General features: G+C 61.0%; 16 protein-coding genes. 15 read left to right on the top strand and 1 reads right to left on the bottom strand.

Annotated features, from left to right (window positions below; all coding sequences use genetic code 11):
* Positions 1–342 precede the first annotated feature (342 nt).
* The 12 genes from sdhC to ACN8M7_RS08890 all read left to right on the top strand — a co-directional run bounded on the left by sdhC (position 343) and on the right by ACN8M7_RS08890 (position 14,781).
* Complete coding sequence (gene sdhC / locus ACN8M7_RS08945; protein WP_061239202.1) at positions 343–717, top strand: succinate dehydrogenase, cytochrome b556 subunit; 375 nt, start codon at positions 343–345, stop codon at positions 715–717.
* Positions 711–1,079, top strand: a complete 369-nt coding sequence (gene sdhD / locus ACN8M7_RS08940; protein ID WP_003240851.1) for a succinate dehydrogenase, hydrophobic membrane anchor protein — start codon at positions 711–713, stop codon at positions 1,077–1,079. The genes sdhC and sdhD overlap by 7 nt, the downstream gene beginning before the upstream one ends.
* Positions 1,080–1,082: 3 nt before the next feature.
* A complete protein-coding gene (gene sdhA, locus ACN8M7_RS08935; protein ID WP_061239203.1) occupies positions 1,083–2,855 on the top strand; it encodes a succinate dehydrogenase flavoprotein subunit in 1,773 nt (590 codons plus the stop codon).
* Between the two features lie 11 nt (positions 2,856–2,866).
* Positions 2,867–3,574, top strand: a complete 708-nt coding sequence (locus ACN8M7_RS08930) for a succinate dehydrogenase iron-sulfur subunit (RefSeq protein ID WP_061239204.1) — start codon at positions 2,867–2,869, stop codon at positions 3,572–3,574.
* A gap of 249 nt (positions 3,575–3,823) precedes the next feature.
* Positions 3,824–6,655: a 2-oxoglutarate dehydrogenase E1 component gene (locus tag ACN8M7_RS08925; protein ID WP_061239205.1), complete on the top strand. Its 2,832-nt coding sequence runs from the start codon at positions 3,824–3,826 to the stop codon at positions 6,653–6,655.
* Between the two features lie 64 nt (positions 6,656–6,719).
* A complete protein-coding gene (odhB, locus tag ACN8M7_RS08920) occupies positions 6,720–7,946 on the top strand; it encodes a 2-oxoglutarate dehydrogenase complex dihydrolipoyllysine-residue succinyltransferase (protein ID WP_061239206.1) in 1,227 nt (408 codons plus the stop codon).
* 66 nt (positions 7,947–8,012) lie between these two features.
* The gene (gene lpdA, locus ACN8M7_RS08915; protein WP_061239207.1) at positions 8,013–9,449 is read left to right on the top strand and encodes a dihydrolipoyl dehydrogenase; all 1,437 of its coding nucleotides are present in this window, start codon (positions 8,013–8,015) and stop codon (positions 9,447–9,449) included.
* A 385-nt stretch (positions 9,450–9,834) separates the two neighbouring features.
* Complete coding sequence (gene sucC / locus ACN8M7_RS08910; protein WP_061239208.1) at positions 9,835–11,001, top strand: ADP-forming succinate--CoA ligase subunit beta; 1,167 nt, start codon at positions 9,835–9,837, stop codon at positions 10,999–11,001.
* On the top strand, positions 11,001–11,888 hold the full coding sequence (sucD, locus tag ACN8M7_RS08905) for a succinate--CoA ligase subunit alpha (protein WP_003240843.1): 888 nt from the start codon (positions 11,001–11,003) through the stop codon (positions 11,886–11,888). The genes sucC and sucD overlap by 1 nt, the downstream gene beginning before the upstream one ends.
* 348 nt (positions 11,889–12,236) lie before the next feature.
* Positions 12,237–13,550 carry a branched-chain amino acid transport system II carrier protein gene (gene brnQ, locus ACN8M7_RS08900; protein ID WP_490260518.1) on the top strand — a complete coding sequence of 438 codons (1,314 nt, stop codon included), beginning with the start codon at positions 12,237–12,239 and terminating at the stop codon, positions 13,548–13,550.
* Between the two features lie 104 nt (positions 13,551–13,654).
* Positions 13,655–14,389 (top strand): DUF599 domain-containing protein, encoded by a 735-nt coding sequence (locus ACN8M7_RS08895; protein WP_061239210.1) that lies wholly within the window; start codon positions 13,655–13,657, stop codon positions 14,387–14,389.
* Positions 14,386–14,781, top strand: coding sequence for an MAPEG family protein (locus ACN8M7_RS08890; RefSeq protein ID WP_061239211.1), 396 nt, complete (start codon positions 14,386–14,388; stop codon positions 14,779–14,781). Before ACN8M7_RS08895 ends, ACN8M7_RS08890 begins: the two co-directional genes overlap by 4 nt.
* Before the next feature lie 40 nt (positions 14,782–14,821).
* On the opposite strand, the gene ACN8M7_RS08885 is transcribed toward ACN8M7_RS08890, so the two are convergent.
* Positions 14,822–15,112 (bottom strand): hypothetical protein, encoded by a 291-nt coding sequence (locus ACN8M7_RS08885; protein WP_231740140.1) that lies wholly within the window; start codon positions 15,110–15,112, stop codon positions 14,822–14,824.
* A gap of 189 nt (positions 15,113–15,301) precedes the next feature.
* On the opposite strand from ACN8M7_RS08885, the gene ACN8M7_RS08880 reads away from it, so the two are divergent.
* The 3 genes from ACN8M7_RS08880 to ACN8M7_RS08870 are packed head-to-tail and all read left to right on the top strand — an operon-like array spanning position 15,302 to position 17,531.
* Complete coding sequence (locus tag ACN8M7_RS08880) at positions 15,302–15,784, top strand: PaaI family thioesterase (RefSeq protein WP_061239559.1); 483 nt, start codon at positions 15,302–15,304, stop codon at positions 15,782–15,784.
* On the top strand, positions 15,781–16,227 hold the full coding sequence (locus ACN8M7_RS08875; RefSeq protein WP_061239212.1) for a PaaI family thioesterase: 447 nt from the start codon (positions 15,781–15,783) through the stop codon (positions 16,225–16,227). Before ACN8M7_RS08880 ends, ACN8M7_RS08875 begins: the two co-directional genes overlap by 4 nt.
* 56 nt (positions 16,228–16,283) lie before the next feature.
* Positions 16,284–17,531 carry a hypothetical protein gene (locus tag ACN8M7_RS08870; RefSeq protein ID WP_061239213.1) on the top strand — a complete coding sequence of 416 codons (1,248 nt, stop codon included), beginning with the start codon at positions 16,284–16,286 and terminating at the stop codon, positions 17,529–17,531.
* The last annotated feature ends 82 nt before the right edge of the window (positions 17,532–17,613 follow it).

Genomic DNA, 17,613 nt, shown 5'->3' with positions numbered 1-17,613 from the left:
TGAAATCATCAGACAGCCCCCCACGCAGGGCCCGCACCACTATAGTGGGATAAATCCGAAAGTCAATTTGCGAGAACCCAGGCAGTAGAAGGGTTTGAACGGGATTTTCAACGAAAAAGGGGCGCTATTTACGCCATTTGTTTAAAGGCTGCAATGCGCTTTTTAGGGGGGGAGGTCGCATTGTCATTAGTCTGCTAACTGTCTATACTCTGCGGCCGACCGCCACAGGCTTTAGGGCCGTGTCATGGCGGTTGTCACTCATTGGGTGATGGGTACCTTGCCAGTGCACTTCCCAACAACTTTGCCCTGATCGTTAGGGGCTCTCAGTGTGATAAAAAAGCCGTGAATAGCCAACGACCTGTAAACCTAGACCTTCGGACTATCAAGCTTCCGATCACCGCTTACACGTCCATTCTTCACCGTATCTCCGGTGTCATCCTCTTTGTCGGTATCGCCATTCTGCTGTTTGGCCTCGACAAGTCGTTGACCTCCGAAGAGGGCTTCGCCCAGGTGAAAGAATGCCTGACCAGCCCGCTGGCCAAGTTCGTGATCTGGGGTCTGTTGTCCGCTCTGCTGTACCACCTGGTGGCCGGTGTGCGCCACTTGATCATGGACATGGGCATCGGTGAGACGCTGGAAGGCGGCAAGCTGGGCTCCAAGATTGTCGTCGCCGTGGCGGTAGTCGTGATCGTGCTGCTGGGGGTGTGGATATGGTAACTAATGTCACGAATTTCTCGCGTTCGGGTCTCTATGACTGGATGGCTCAGCGCGTTTCTGCGGTCGTTCTCGCGGCTTACACGCTGTTTCTGCTGGGCTATGTGATCTGCAATCCGGGTATGGGCTACGCCGAATGGCATGGCCTGTTCTCGAATACCGCAATGCGCATCTTCAGCCTGCTGGCCCTCGTCGCACTGAGTGTGCACGCCTGGGTCGGCATGTGGACCATTTCCACCGACTACCTGACGCCAATGGCGCTGGGCAAGTGGGCGACTGGCGTGCGTTTCCTGTTCCAGGCCGTGTGCGGCATCGCGATGTTCGCGATGTTCGTCTGGGGCGTGCAGATTCTGTGGGGTTTCTGATTCATGGCTAGCATCCGTACTCTTTCCTATGACGCCATCATCGTAGGTGGCGGCGGCGCCGGCATGCGTGCTGCGCTGCAACTGGCCCAGGGCGGCCACAAGACCGCCGTGGTCACCAAGGTGTTCCCGACTCGTTCGCACACCGTCTCCGCTCAGGGTGGCATCACCTGCGCCATCGCTTCGGCCGATCCGAACGATGATTGGCGCTGGCACATGTACGATACCGTCAAGGGTTCCGACTATATCGGTGACCAGGACGCTATCGAATACATGTGCTCCGTCGGCCCGGAGGCCGTGTTCGAACTCGAGCACATGGGTCTGCCGTTCTCCCGTACCGAGCAGGGCCGCATCTATCAGCGTCCGTTCGGTGGCCAGTCCAAGGGTCCGGACAATCCGACCCAGGCAGCCCGTACCTGCGCCGCAGCCGACCGTACCGGTCATGCGCTGCTGCACACCCTGTATCAGGCCAACCTGAAAGCCGGCACCTCGTTCCTCAACGAGTGGTATGCCGTTGACCTGGTGAAGAACCAGGACGGTGCCATTGTCGGCATCATCGCCATCTGCATCGAGACTGGCGAAACCGTCTACATCCGTTCCAAGGCCGTGGTTCTGGCCACTGGCGGTGCTGGCCGTATCTACGCCTCTACCACCAACGCCCTGATCAACACCGGTGACGGCGTGGGCATGGCCCTGCGCGCCGGCGTGCCGGTGCAGGACATCGAGATGTGGCAGTTCCACCCGACCGGTATCGCCGGTGCTGGTGTGCTGGTCACCGAAGGCTGCCGTGGTGAGGGTGGTTACCTGATCAACGCTCATGGCGAGCGCTTCATGGAGCGTTACGCGCCGAACGCCAAAGACCTGGCAGGCCGCGATGTGGTTGCCCGCTCCATGGTCAAGGAAGTGATCGCCGGTAACGGCTGTGGCCCGAACAAGGATCACGTGCTGCTGAAGCTCGATCACCTCGGCGAAGAAGTGCTGCACAGCCGTCTGCCGGGTATCTGCGAGCTGTCCAAGACCTTCGCTCACGTCGATCCAGTCGTCGCTCCGGTTCCGGTCATCCCGACCTGCCACTACATGATGGGCGGCGTTGCCACCAATATTCATGGTCAGGCCATCACTCAGGATGCCAACGGCAACGACACCATCATCGAAGGCCTGTTCGCCGTAGGCGAAGTGGCGTGCGTATCGGTACACGGTGCCAACCGTCTGGGCGGCAACTCGCTGCTCGACCTGGTGGTGTTCGGTCGTGCCGCTGGCCTGCACCTGGAAAAAGCGCTGAAAGAAGGCGTGGAAGTCCGTGGCGCTAGCGAAACCGACATCGAGCAGTCGCTGTCGCGTCTGGCTGGCGTCAACGAGCGCAGCACCGGTGAAGACGTCGCGCCGCTGCGTAAAGAGCTGCAACAGTGCATGCAGAACTACTTCGGTGTATTCCGTACTGGCGAATACATGCAGAAGGGCATCCAACAACTGGCCGACCTGCGTGAGCGCATCGCGAAAGTCAAAATCGCGGACAAGAGCCAGGCGTTCAACACTGCGCGTATCGAAGCGCTGGAACTGCAAAACCTGCTCGAAGTCGCTGAAGCGACCGCGGTCGCAGCCGAGGTTCGTAAAGAATCCCGTGGCGCCCACGCTCGTGAAGACTTCGAAGAGCGTGATGACCAAAACTGGCTGTGCCACTCCCTGTACTTCCCAGGCGAGAAGCGCGTAGCCAAGCGTGCGGTCAACTTCGCGCCGAAGACCGTTCCGGCATTTGAACCCAAGGTTCGGACTTATTAAGGGTGACGGATATGTTGCAAGTCAGTGTTTATCGCTACAACCCTGAGAAGGACGCTGCGCCCTTCATGCAGGACTTCCAGGTCGACACCAGCGGCAAGGACATCATGGTCCTCGACGTGCTGGCGCTGATCAAGGAACAGGACGAAGGCTTCTCCTACCGTCGTTCCTGCCGCGAGGGCGTTTGTGGCTCCGACGGCATGAACATCAACGGCAAGAACGGCCTGGCCTGCATCACGCCGATCTCCGCTGCTGGCCTCAAGGGCGGCAAGCTGGTGATTCGTCCGCTGCCGGGTCTGCCGGTCATTCGTGACCTGGTCGTCGACATGAGCATCTTCTACAAGCAGTACGAGAAGGTGCAGCCATTCCTGCAGAACGATACGCCGGCTCCGGCCATCGAACGTCTGCAGACGCCGCAAGAGCGCGAGAAGCTCGACGGTCTGTACGAGTGCATCCTGTGCGCTTGCTGCTCGACCAGCTGCCCGTCGTTCTGGTGGAACCCAGACAAGTTCCTCGGTCCCGCTGCGCTGCTGCAGGCCTATCGTTTCCTGGCCGACAGCCGTGACACCAAGACCGCTGAGCGTCTGGCATCGCTGGACGATCCGTTCAGCGTGTTCCGCTGCCGCGGCATCATGAACTGCGTGAACGTGTGCCCCAAGGGTCTGAACCCGACCAAGGCCATCGGTCACGTGCGTAACATGCTGCTGCAGAGCGGTACCTGATTCGCAAGTTGCTACACCAGTAACACCTGTGGGGCCGGCTCTGGCCGGTCTCGCAGTAAAGCCAGAGCCGCAGCCCACAAAGCCGCGGCTCATACTCGAAAAATATGACGACCAGCAGGGGCATCCGGGCTGGTACCCGGACTATCTGCGGGAACCCAAGTGGCTTTATCCGAGTCGCAGCATCATGACTTTGATCAGGACCATGCGGTATTCGCGCCGGTGGTGTCCCCTTACCGAGGGTGACCAAGCATGCAAGAAAGCGTGATGCAGCGCATGTGGGACAGTGCCCACCTATCCGGTGGCAACGCTGCCTACGTGGAAGAGCTCTACGAGCTCTACCTGCACGATCCCAACGCTGTGCCAGAAGAGTGGCGCACTTACTTCCAGAAGTTGCCGACCGACGGCAATGCTGCAACGGACGTATCGCATTCGACCATTCGCGATCATTTCGTCCTGCTCGCCAAGAATTCGCGTCGTGCCCAGCCGGTTTCCGCCGGGGCCGTCAGCAGCGAGCACGAAAAGAAGCAGGTGGAAGTGCTGCGCTTGATCCAGGCCTACCGCATGCGTGGCCATCAGGCCGCCCAGCTCGACCCATTGGGTCTGTGGGTGCGCACTGCGCCGTCTGACCTGTCGATCAATCACTACGGCCTGACCGACGCGGATCTGGATACGACTTTCCGCACTGGCGAGCTGTATCTCGGCAAGGAAGAGGCAACGCTACGCGAAATCCGCGATGCGCTGCAGCAGACATATTGTCGCACCATCGGTGCCGAGTTCACCCATATCGTCGATTCCGGCCAACGCAACTGGTTCGCCCAGCGCCTGGAAAGCGTGCGTGGTCGCCCGCAGTTTTCCGCCGAGGTTCAGGCGCACGTGCTCGAGCGCGTGACGGCTGCCGAAGGTCTGGAAAAGTACCTGGGCACCAAGTACCCGGGTACCAAGCGTTTCGGTCTGGAAGGTGGCGAGAGCCTGATCCCGCTGCTCGACGAGATCATTCAGCGCTCCGGTTCCTACGGCACCAAGGAAATCGTCATCGGCATGGCCCACCGTGGCCGTCTCAACGTGCTGGTCAACACCTTCGGCAAGAACCCGCGCGACCTGTTCGACGAGTTCGAAGGCAAGAAGACCGAAGGCCTGAGCTCCGGTGACGTGAAGTACCACCAAGGTTTCTCCTCCAACGTCATGACTGCCGGCGGCGAAGTGCACCTGGCCCTGGCGTTCAACCCGTCGCACCTGGAAATCGTCTCTCCGGTGGTCGAGGGTTCGGTACGTGCCCGTCAGGATCGTCGCAGCGACGCCTCTGGTGAGAAGGTACTGCCGATCTCCATCCACGGTGATGCGGCTTTCGCCGGTCAGGGCGTGGTCATGGAAACCTTCCAGATGTCGCAGACCCGTGGCTACAAGACTGGCGGCACCATCCACATCGTGATCAACAACCAGGTTGGCTTCACCATCAGCAACCCGCTGGATGCACGCTCCACCGAGTATGCGACCGACGTGGCCAAGATGATCCAGGCGCCGATCTTCCATGTGAATGGCGATGATCCGGAAGCCGTGTTGTTCGTCACCCAGCTGGCCGTCGATTACCGCATGCAGTACAAGCGCGACGTAGTCATCGATCTGGTCTGCTACCGCCGTCGTGGTCACAACGAGGCCGACGAGCCGAATGGCACCCAGCCGCTGATGTACCAGCAGATCGCCAAGCAGCGCACCACCCGTGAACTCTATGCGGACGCGCTGATTGCAGCCGGCGTGCAGAGCAGCGATGACGTGCAGGCCAAGATCGACGAGTACCGTACCGCGCTGGACAACGGTCAGCATGTGGTCAAGAGCCTGGTCAAGGAGCCGAACAAGGAGCTGTTCGTCGACTGGCGTCCGTACCTGGGTCATGCCTGGACTGCGCGCCACGATACCCGTTTCGATCTCAAGACCTTGCAGGACCTGTCCTCCAAGTTGCTGGAAACTCCGGACGGTTTCCTGATTCAGCGTCAGGTTTCGAAGATCCTCGAAGATCGCCAGAAGATGGGCGCCGGTGGCTTGCCGATCAACTGGGGCTTCGCCGAGACCATGGCCTACGCGACTCTGCTGGTCGAAGGTCACCCGATCCGCATGACCGGTCAGGACATCGGCCGTGGCACCTTCTCGCACCGTCACGCGGTGCTGCACAACCAGAAGGACGCCTCGACCTACGTTCCGCTGAAGAACCTGTACGACGGTCAGCCGAAGTTCGAACTGTACGACTCCTACCTGTCCGAAGAGGCCGTGCTGGCCTTCGAGTACGGCTATGCCACCACCACGCCTAACGCGCTGGTGATCTGGGAAGCCCAGTTCGGCGACTTCGCCAACGGCGCCCAGGTGGTATTCGACCAGTTCATCTCCAGTGGCGAGACCAAGTGGGGCCGTCTCTGCGGTCTGACCGTTCTGCTGCCGCATGGCTACGAAGGGCAGGGGCCTGAGCACAGTTCGGCGCGTCTGGAGCGTTACCTGCAGCTGTGCGCCGAGCACAACATGCAGGTCTGCGTACCGACCACCCCGGCGCAGGTCTACCACATGCTGCGTCGTCAGGTGATCCGTCCGCTGCGCAAGCCGCTGGTGGTGCTGACGCCGAAGTCGCTGCTGCGCCACAAGCTGGCCATCTCGAGCCTGGAAGATCTGGCCGAAGGTTCCTTCCAAACCGTGATCGGCGAGATCGACTCGCTGGACCCGAAAAAGGTCGAGCGTCTGGTCCTGTGCAGCGGCAAGGTCTACTACGACCTGCTGGAGAAGCGTCGTGCCGAGGGTCGCGAAGACATCGCCATCGTGCGTATCGAGCAGCTCTATCCGTTCCCGGAAGACGACCTGGCGGAAGTGCTGGCGCCGTACAAGAACCTCAAGCACATCGTCTGGTGTCAGGAAGAACCGATGAACCAGGGCGCCTGGTACTGCAGTCAGCACCACATGCGTCGTGTCACCACCGCACACAAGAAGTCGCTGTTCCTGGAGTACGCCGGTCGTGATGCGTCGGCAGCGCCAGCTTGTGGTTATGCGTCGATGCACGCCGAGCAGCAGGAAAAACTGCTGCAGGACGCCTTTACTGTTTAACGCCTTCATCCGGCAGGTGGCGAGTGCCACCTGCCGGTAAACCGAATTTAAGGAAACGCATACAATGGCTATCGAGATCAAAGCCCCAACCTTCCCGGAATCGGTTGCCGACGGCACCGTGGCCACCTGGCACAAGAAGCCGGGCGAAGCGGTCAAGCGCGATGAGCTGATCGTCGACATCGAGACCGACAAGGTAGTGATCGAAGTGCTGGCCGAGGCCGATGGTGTCCTGGCTGAAATCATCAAGAACGAAGGCGATACCGTTCTCTCCAACGAGCTGCTGGGCAAACTGACCGAAGGTGGCGCTGCCGCCGCTGCTCCGGCTGCCGCCCCGGCCGCTGCCGCCGCTCCGGCCCAGGCTGCTGCTCCGGCTGCTGCCGCTGGCGACGACGCCATCCTCTCGCCAGCTGCTCGCAAACTGGCTGAAGAGAACGGCATCGACCCGAACAGCATCGCCGGCACCGGCAAAGGTGGCCGTGTGACCAAGGAAGACGTGGTCGCTGCCGTCGAGGCCAAGAAGAACGCGCCGGCTGCCGCTGCCAAGCCGGCCGCTGCTGCCGCTAGCGCTCCGGTCGTTGCCACTGGCGATCGCACCGAGAAGCGTGTGCCGATGACCCGCCTGCGTGCCAAGATCGCCGAGCGTCTGGTCGAGGCTCAGTCCTCCATGGCCATGCTGACCACCTTCAACGAAGTCGACATGACCGAAGTCATGGCTCTGCGTTCGAAGTACAAGGACCTGTTCGAGAAGTCCCACAATGGCGTGCGCCTGGGCTTCATGTCGTTCTTCGTCAAGGCTGCTACCGAGGCGCTGAAGCGCTTCCCGGCGGTCAACGCTTCCATCGACGGCAACGACATCGTTTACCACGGCTATGCCGACATCGGTGTTGCCGTGTCCAGCGACCGCGGCCTGGTGGTTCCGGTTCTGCGTAACGCCGAGCAGATGAGCCTGGCTGAAATCGAGAGCGGCATCGCTACCTTCGGCAAGAAAGCCAAAGACGGCAAGCTGTCCATCGAAGAAATGACCGGCGGCACCTTCACCATCACCAACGGTGGTACCTTCGGTTCGATGATGTCGACCCCGATCGTCAACCCGCCGCAGGCAGCCATTCTGGGTATGCACAACATCATCCAGCGTCCGATGGCGATCAACGGTCAGGTGGTGATCCGTCCGATGATGTACCTGGCGCTGTCTTACGACCACCGCCTGATCGATGGTAAGGAAGCCGTGACCTTCCTGGTGACCATCAAGAACTTGCTTGAAGACCCGGCTCGCCTGCTGCTGGAAATCTAAAAGCCAGTCTCCTCCACGACGGCCCTGTTCTCAGGGCCGTCCGGTTTATTCGAGAAGGAATACGTTATGACCCAGAAATTCGACGTGGTAGTCATCGGTGCCGGCCCTGGTGGCTACGTTGCCGCCATCAAAGCAGCGCAACTCGGTCTGAAGACCGCCTGCATCGAGAAGTACCAGGGCAAGGACGGCAAGATCGCCCTCGGCGGCACCTGCCTGAACGTCGGTTGCATTCCGTCCAAGGCGCTGCTGGACAGCTCCTGGAAGTACCACGAGGCGAAAGAAGGTTTCGCTGTTCATGGTATCGAAGCCAAGGGCGTGACCATCGACGTACCGGCGATGATCGGCCGCAAGACCACCATCGTTAAGAACCTGACCGGCGGCATCGGCGCGCTGTTCAAGGCCAATGGTGTGACCCTGCTGGAAGGCCACGGCAAGCTGCTGGCTGGCAAGCAGGTCGAAGTGACCGGCACCGACGGCAAGACCCAGGTGGTCGAAGCCGCTCATGTGATCATCGCTTCCGGCTCCAAGCCGGTCGAAATCCCGCCGGCTCCGGTTGATCAGGACGTGATCGTCGACTCCACTGGCGCCCTGGAATTCCAGAGCGTGCCGAAGAAGCTGGGCGTCATTGGCGCTGGCGTGATCGGTCTGGAGCTGGGCTCGGTATGGGCTCGCCTGGGTTCCGAAGTCACCGTGCTGGAAGCCATGGACAAGTTCCTGGCCGCTGCCGATGAGCAGATCGCCAAGGAAGCCCAGAAGACCCTGACCAAGCAAGGTCTGGACATCCGCCTGGGTGCCCGCGTGACCGGCTCGGAAATCAAGAAGAAGCAGGTCGTCGTCAGCTTCACCGACGCCAATGGCGAGCAGAAGATGACCTTCGACAAGCTGATCGTGGCCGTAGGTCGTCGCCCGGTGACCACCGATCTGCTGGCTGCAGATAGCGGTGTGGACCTCGACGAGCGTGGCTTCATCTACGTCAATGATCAGTGCGAAACCAGCGTTCCGGGCGTCTATGCCGTCGGTGACGTGGTACGTGGCGCCATGCTCGCGCACAAGGCCTCGGAAGAGGGCGTGATGGTTGCCGAGCGCATCGCTGGCCACAAGGCGCAGATGAACTACGACCTGATCCCGTCGGTCATCTACACCCACCCGGAAATCGCATGGGTCGGCAAGACCGAGCAGCAACTGAAGGCCGAAGGCGTTGCCGTCAACATCGGTACCTTCCCGTTCGCCGCCAGCGGTCGCGCCATGGCTGCCAACGACACCGGTGGTCTGGTCAAGGTCATCGCTGATGCCAACACCGACCGCGTACTGGGCGTCCACGTGATCGGCCCAAGCGCTGCCGAGCTGGTACAGCAAGGTGCAATCGGCATGGAGTTCGGTACCAGTGCCGAAGACCTGGGCATGATGGTCTTCTCCCACCCGACCCTGTCCGAGGCGCTGCACGAAGCTGCCCTGGCGGTCAACGGTGGCGCGATTCACATCGCTAACCGCAAGAAGCGCTAAGCACCGATATACGATTTGCTGCGCGTCGGCTAAACGGCGTTGAAAACGGCCTCGGAATGCTCATTTACAGATGTAAACTCCGCTTCCTCGGCCCTTTTCGCCACCGTTTATCTCTGGCTCGCCAGATCGTAAACCGGTTCTAGGCGTCAGACGTGGCCGGCTCGCCCGGCTACAGCAAATTGTTGTAAACCACCGGGGTAGGCGGGGCGTCGCGTAATCGCCTCATCACTGCGGTGGTGTTTGCAAGCAGAACCACGTCGGGAGGCCCGCGTCGAGTTCCACTCGCGGCGGAACGCCCGGCGGACTGCTTCGGCAGTCACAGGTGGCGCGGTATCACAAGTACAGCGCCGAATGCGCAATACCTAAACGAAGACGGTAGACAAGCATGAATCTTCACGAGTATCAGGGTAAGCAGCTGTTCGCTGAATACGGCCTGCCTGTATCCAAGGGCTTCGCGGTAGACACCCCGGAAGCAGCCGCAGAAGCCTGCGAAAAAATCGGTGGCAGCGAGTGGGTCGTCAAGGCTCAGGTCCACGCTGGTGGCCGCGGTAAAGCCGGTGGCGTAAAGCTGGTCAAGAGCAAAGAAGACGCCAAGGCCTTCGCCGCCAACTGGCTGGGCAAGCGTCTGGTGACCTACCAGACTGACGCCAATGGTCAGCCGGTCAGCAAAATCCTGGTCGAATCCTGCACCGACATCGCCAAGGAACTGTACCTGGGCGCTGTAGTGGACCGCTCCAGCCGTCGTATCGTGTTCATGGCTTCCACCGAAGGTGGCGTGGACATCGAGAAAGTGGCCCACGAAACCCCTGAGAAGATCCTCAAGGCCACCGTCGATCCGCTGGTCGGCGCTCAGCCGTACCAGGGCCGCGAGCTGGCTTTCCAGCTGGGTCTGGAAGGCGATCAGGTCAAGCAGTTCACCCACATCTTCGTTGGCCTGGCCAAGCTGTTCCAGGACTACGACCTGGCGCTGCTGGAAGTGAACCCGCTGGTGATCAAGGCCGATGGCAACCTGCACTGCCTGGACGCCAAGATCAACATCGACTCCAACGCCATGTACCGTCAGCCCAAGCTGCGCGCCATGCACGATCCGTCCCAGGACGATCCGCGTGAAGCCCATGCGCAGAAGTGGGAACTGAACTACGTTGCGCTGGAAGGCAACATCGGTTGCATGGTCAACGGTGCTGGCCTGGCCATGGGTACCATGGACATCGTCAACCTGCACGGCGGTCAGCCGGCCAACTTCCTCGACGTAGGTGGTGGCGCGACCAAAGAGCGCGTGACCGAAGCGTTCAAGATCATCCTCTCCGATGACAACGTCAAAGCCGTTCTGGTGAACATCTTCGGCGGTATCGTTCGTTGCGACATGATTGCCGAAGGCATCATCGGCGCCGTGAAAGAAGTCGGCGTGAAGATCCCGGTGGTCGTCCGCCTGGAAGGTAACAACGCCGAGCTGGGCGCCAAGGTCCTGGCCGAAAGCGGTCTGAACATCATCGCGGCAACCAGCCTGACCGACGCTGCCCAGCAGGTCGTCAAGGCCGCGGAGGGTAAGTAATGAGCATCCTGATCAATAAAGACACCAAGGTCATCTGCCAGGGCTTCACTGGCTCGCAGGGCACCTTCCACAGCGAACAAGCCATCGCCTACGGCACCAAGATGGTCGGCGGCGTGACTCCGGGCAAGGGTGGCAGCACTCACCTGGGCCTGCCGGTGTTCAACACCGTCAAGGAAGCCGTAGAAGCCACTGGCGCTGAAGCGTCGGTCATCTACGTTCCGGCTCCGTTCTGCAAGGACTCGATCCTGGAAGCAGCCAACGGCGGCATCAAGCTGATCGTCTGCATCACCGAAGGCATTCCGACCATCGATATGCTGGAAGCCAAGGTCAAGTGCGACGAGCTGGGCGTACGCCTGATCGGCCCGAACTGCCCGGGCGTGATCACTCCCGGCGAGTGCAAGATCGGCATCATGCCGGGTCACATCCACCTGCCAGGCAAAGTCGGCATCGTGTCCCGTTCGGGCACCCTGACCTATGAAGCCGTCAAGCAGACCACCGACGCCGGCTTCGGCCAGTCCACCTGCGTGGGCATCGGCGGCGACCCCATCCCGGGCTCCAACTTCATCGATATCCTGAAGCTGTTCCAGGAAGATCCGAAGACCGAAGCGATCGTCATGATCGGTGAGATCGGCGGTTCGGCTGAAGAAGAAGCGGCTGCCTTCATCAAGGCCAACGTCACCAAGCCTGTAGTTTCCTACATCGCTGGTGTGACCGCTCCGCCCGGCAAGCGCATGGGCCATGCTGGCGCCATCATCTCTGGCGGCAAGGGCACTGCAGACGAGAAATTCGCTGCGCTGCAGGACGCTGGTGTGAAAACCGTGCGTTCCCTGGCTGACATCGGCAAGGCCCTGGCTGAGCTGACCGGTTGGGAAGTCAAAAACGCCTAAGCGTTGATGACCCTCGCAAAAAGGCCACCTTCGGGTGGTCTTTTTGTTTGTGCGGTTTCTGTACCGCAGCCGATTCGGCCCGCCCCTGGCGAAGTGCCGTGCCGCCGGGGGCGCCTGCTTCGTAAGTGTTGTTGATGCGACAGTCAGTTACGCCAGTTCGACAGCTCGCCCGGCAACTGTGCTGCTGCAGGGCGCTTTTCGTTAGTATCCGCGCCTTATTCCGTGTCCGTGGTGCCACAAGCGCCTGGCGATGCCTGCAGTGGTTCGAGCCAAACGCTCGGGCGACGTTTCCCGATCCCCAAGGAAACCCTCGCAACTCTTCGATTTCTGCTTCCGGTATTTCCCTCTATGACTCGTTTGAAAGGCTCGGATCTCCTGGCCCTCGGCTTCATGACATTTGCGTTGTTCCTCGGCGCCGGCAACATCATCTTCCCCCCGAGTGCCGGTCTGGCTGCGGGTGAGAATCTGCTGCCTGCGGCCCTTGGCTTCCTGCTGACCGGTGTCGGCCTGCCGCTGCTGACCGTGGTGGCCCTGGCCCGAGTGGGTGGTGGTATGGACCTGCTCACCGCGCCGCTGGGCAAGGTGGCCGGAACCATCCTGGCAGTGGCGGTGTATCTGGCCATCGGGCCGCTGTTCGCAACGCCGCGTACCGCCGTGGTGTCGTTCGAGATGGGTATCGCACCGTTCACCGGTAATGAAGGTGCGCCGCTGCTGATCTATACCCTGGCGTATTTCGCGGTCGTGCTGTTCCTTTCCCTCAATCCGGGGCAACTGGTCGATCGTATCGGCAAGTTCATTACCCCGGTCCTGCTGACGGCGCTGCTGGTGCTGGGCGGTGCTGCTTTGTTCGCCCCGGCCGGCGAGGTTGGGGTGGTTGCCGATAACTACCGTGATGCGCCGTTGGTGCAGGGCTTTCTGCAGGGCTACCTGACCATGGATACGCTGGGGGCGCTGGTCTTCGGTATCGTCATTGCCAGCGCCATTCGCGACCGCGGCGTCAGCGACGCGGGTCTGATCACACGGTATTCGGTGATCGCCGGGGTGATCGCCGCCATTGGCCTGTCACTGGTTTACCTGGCGCTGTTCTATCTCGGTGCCACCAGCCAGGGCATCGCTGGCGATGCGCAGAACGGCGTCCAGGTGCTGACGACCTATGTGCAGCACACCTTCGGCAATACCGGCAGCCTGCTGCTCGCAGTGGTCATCACCCTGGCGTGCCTGACGACCGCCGTGGGCCTGCTCACGGCATGCGGCGAGTTCTTCAGCAAGCTGTTGCCGGTTTCCTACCGCAGCGTGGTGATCGTCTTCGGTCTCTTCAGTCTGCTGGTGGCGAATCAGGGGCTGACCCAACTGATCAGCTTCTCCATCCCGGTGCTGGTCGGTCTGTACCCGCTGGCTATCGTGCTGATCGCGCTGAGCCTGGCCAACCGCTTGTGGCTTTCCCAGTCGCTGGTGTTTGTACCGGTGATGGCCGTGACGCTGATCTTCGGCGTGGCCGATGGCATTGCCGCCACGCCATGGGCCGACAAGGTCCCGGCCTGGTTCGGGCAGTTGCCTCTGGCCGGCCAGAGCCTGGGCTGGCTGGTGCCGGTGGTGCTGACGCTGGCCCTGGTGACGCTGTTGGATCGCATCCTCGGGTTGCGTCAACGCGCTACTGCTTGAAACCTGCGCTAAACAACAAAGGCTGCCCACAAGGCGGCCTTTTTTGTCGAACAAGGATGTAGGTGGGCTGGCTATAATCGGCAGCAGTCTTGCAAGGAGTCAGCATGCTCAACAGCTATCCGTATCTGCCTCATTTTCTGGCCCCACTCTGGTTCGTTCTGTGTTGGGGAGGCTATACCCGCTATGCCTCGTTGAAGGCGCAAACCACACCCTGTCTTGCCAGCGTGCTGCACCTGTACCGCGAGGACTGGATGCGCCGCATGCTGATGCGCGAAAACCGCATTGCCGACGCCAACGTGATCGGCAATCTGGAGCGCAACGCCTCGTTCTTCGCGTCCAGCACACTGATCATCCTGGCCGGTATCCTCACCGTACTGGGCGCTTCGGATCGCGCGCTGTCGCTGTTGGCCGACATTCCTTTCGTGCAGCCGGCCAGCCGCGGGCTGTCGGAAATCAAGCTGCTGTGCCTGGGGGTGATCTTCGTCTATGCCTTCTTCACCTTCAGCTGGTGCATGCGTCAGTACAACTTCGCAGCCGTGCTGGTGGGGTCGGCGCCGATGGTGGGGGAGCGACATGTCACCGAGCAGGAGCGTAAGGCTTTCGGTGAGCGCACGGCGCGGGTCATCTCGATGGCTGCCAACCAGTTCAACTTCGGCTTGCGCGCCTATTATTTCGGTATGGCGACACTGGCCTGGTTCATCAACCCCTGGTTCTTCATGCTGGTGACTGCCGGGGTTGTGGTCGTACTGTATCGCCGCGAATTCCATTCGGATGTGCTGGAAGTGATGGTCTATACCCCAACGCCGGCCGCCGAGGTGGCCAAGGAGAAGAGTGAATGAGCATTCCATTCTGGTGCGTCTTCATCAGCGCCTTGTTGATCTTCATCGCCAAGGCGCCCGTGGCCAAAGCCATGGCCGCAGAGGGCGGTGGTCGTTACGACAATCATCATCCCCGTGCCCAGCAGGCACGCCTGACGGGTTTCGGTGCGCGAGCCCTGGCTGCGCACTTGAACAGCATCGAGGCATTTCCATTGTTCGCGGCGGGTGTGCTGATGGCGCACAGCACACAGACCTATGGCTTTCTGGTCGACATCCTGGCGATCACCTTCGTCGTCAGCCGTGTGCTGTATATGCTGTTCTACTGGTGGGATCTGCACTGGCAGCGCAGCCTGGTGTGGGTGCTGGGCCTGGCCTGCAGCCTGTTGTTGATGATCAGCCCTGCGCTGAGATGAAAAAAGCCCGCATCGCGGGCCTTTTTCTTTCGAGCTGAGGTTACTTGCCGTCGACAGCGTCTTTGGCTTCGTCGCCGGCATCCTCGATGGCGTCGGCCGCATCACCGGCCGCATCCTCAATCTTTTCGCCAGTGGTAGGTTCGTTACCCAGGGCTTCGTTGGTTTTCTGTTCGATGGCTTCGCCAGTGTCTTTGGCTGCATCGCCCACGTTCTCCATGGCTTCGGAGACTGACTCCTTGGCCGACTCCATCTTGTCTTCCGGGGTTTTCTCGCAGGCGGCGAGACCCAGGGCAGTGGCAAGCAGCAGGGCATAAGTCAGAGGTTTGTTCACGGTGATCACTCCATGTGTGAGAGTTGTTAGTGGCTGGGTTGACCCCATAACGCACAGTCACTTCGAATGCCGGGACCGCCCATAAGTTCCCTTGTCCCTGATGGCGTGCTGGCGAAACGGCTGTGAGTCCCGGCGCGAGGCGCTATCATGCGCAGCCTTTTTTCCATGGCAGAGCAGAGCGCGAAAGTGATGAGTGAGCAGTCGATTCAGGCGCGGGCGCAGCGGTTTCTGGCCGCATTGCGTCATTGCCAGGTGCTGGGCATGAGTGTCGAGTCAGCGGACGGCAAAGGGCTGACGCTGCGACTGCCTTATGCAGCGCACATCGTGGGCAACCCGGACACCGGCGTGGTTCACGGTGGCGCCATCACCACACTGATGGACACCACCTGCGGTATCTCCACGGTTTGCGTGCTGCCGGAGTTCGAAATCTGCCCGACCCTCGACCTGCGCATCGACTACATGCATCCGGCCGAGCCCGGCAAGGACGTGTTCGGTTTCGCCGAGTGCTACCGGGTTACGCCCAACGTCATCTTCACCCGTGGCTATGCCTATCAGGACGATCCTGAGCAGCCGATTGCCCACGTGGTCGGTACCTTCATGCGCATGGGCAAGGCCGCGCAGGCTGGCGCAGGTGAGCTGAAGCAGAACGTCCAGCAAGGCGGTGACGCATGAGCGAACTGAACCTTGAGCAACTGGTGGCTCGTGCGCATCAGCAAGACGACTACGACCCGCTGATCAGCCTGATTCCCTACGCCAAGCTGCTCGGCATCGAGTGCCTGCGTCTGGGTGACGACATGGTCTTCCGTCTGCCGGCCAATCGTGACTGCATTGGCAACCCGGTTCTGCCTGCATTGCATGGTGGCGTGATCGCCGGCTTCATGGAACATGCCGCCATGCTTCATCTATTGATGTTCATGGGTATTCCACATTTGCCCAAAATCATCGACTTCTCGATAGATTACCTGCGCGCTGGTCATTATCGTGACACCTATGCGCAGTGCCAGGTCTGGCGTCAGGGGCGGCGGGTGGCCAATGTGGCGATCACCGCCTGGCAAACGACGCGGACCGAGCCGATTGCCACCGCCCGTGCCCACTTCAAGGTCGATGAGCCCTGAGTCGACGAAACCCAGGCGGATCGGTAGCGCAGCAAATCATGACAAGGATTCTGTAGATGGATGCGTTACTGATAATTGGTGGCCTGCTGCTGATGCTGGTTGGTCTGGTCTGGCTGGTCATGCGTGCCTTCGCCACCAGCCTGTTGTGGGGGTGGGGCAGCCTGATTCCACCTATTACCCTGATCTACGTGGTGCGCCACTGGGCGCGTGCCCGTAGTGCGGTCATGCTGATCGCGCTTGGCGTCATCCCGCTGGTGGTGGGCCTGACCTTGCTGGCCAACAAGGATGCCGAGCGTCTGGCGGCGATCGCTCGCCTCGACTGGCTCAAGCCCGAAGTGCAGGCGCCGGCGGAGCTGGCAATCGACCTGCGTGGCCAGCTCAATGGTCAGCCGTTTCGGCCGCAGCAGGGTGAGCTGATCGATGGCGTACTGGTGCTGCGCGAGGGCCTGGACTTCTTCGCACTGCGCGAGTTGAGCATACGTCTGCCGCAGCCCGTCGAGGGCGCCGTGCGTGTCGACGTGTTGCCCCAGGACAGCGGCAATCTGCCGGAGGTGGAGCTGAGCTGGTTGTTGCCGGAGCAGGATCTGCCCGAGGCCCGTCGTCTCAGTCGCGGCTATACCCTGCACCTGGATCTGCAGCCGCAGGCGCCCAATCGGCTGGTCGGTGATTTTCACCTGGTATTGCCGCCCAGTTTCAAGACCAGCCTCAGTGGTCGAGTCGAGCTGTACCGTGACCGCCTGCGCTATGCCCAAGGACAGGTCGATACCCGGTACGACTCGCGTGACACCATCGCCCATGTCCTGCAGGACTACCTGCAACGACGTTTTGCCACGCGCGATGTACGCGAGTTGAAGCTACCGGTGTTCACCTTCGAGGGTGACACCCTGGAATTGCAGGTCGATGCGCAAGTGGCCGGACGTAGCGAAAGTCTGCCGATTCGTCTGCAGAAGCGCCCCCAGCATGGTTGGACGGTCAGCGGCGATCGCTTTCCGGCATTGCCTGCCGTCGTCTCGCGACCGCCTGCCCAACAAAGTGACGCTGCACCCGTCGAGGAGCGCCTGAGTCGCCCGCTCGACCGTCGCCAGCGTTTCAGCCTGGCACGCCTGCAGCGTAACCCCGAGCAGTACCGCAACCTCAGCATGCGTTTGAGCCGCGCCAGCGGCGGAACGGTTGAAGGACGCTTTGTCGGTGTCGACGCCGATGGCAGCATTCGCCTCAGCCAGCAGATGGGCAGCGGTGGCGGGCAGGCCAGCTTCAGTTTTAAACCGGAAGAAATTGGCCGCCTGGAACTACTGGAGCCCTAGTGCGGGCAGCTCTCCATATTCGCTTCGCGGGCGGCTTGTACCTGCCAGAAACGATGATGAGCATGCAGCAAGCCCTTGAAAT

The organism is Pseudomonas spartinae, from assembly GCF_965197125.1.
Taxonomy (GTDB): domain Bacteria; phylum Pseudomonadota; class Gammaproteobacteria; order Pseudomonadales; family Pseudomonadaceae; genus Aquipseudomonas; species Aquipseudomonas composti_A.
The sequence above is the reverse complement of the archived record's forward strand: the minus strand, read 5'-3'. Positions and strand labels throughout refer to the sequence as shown.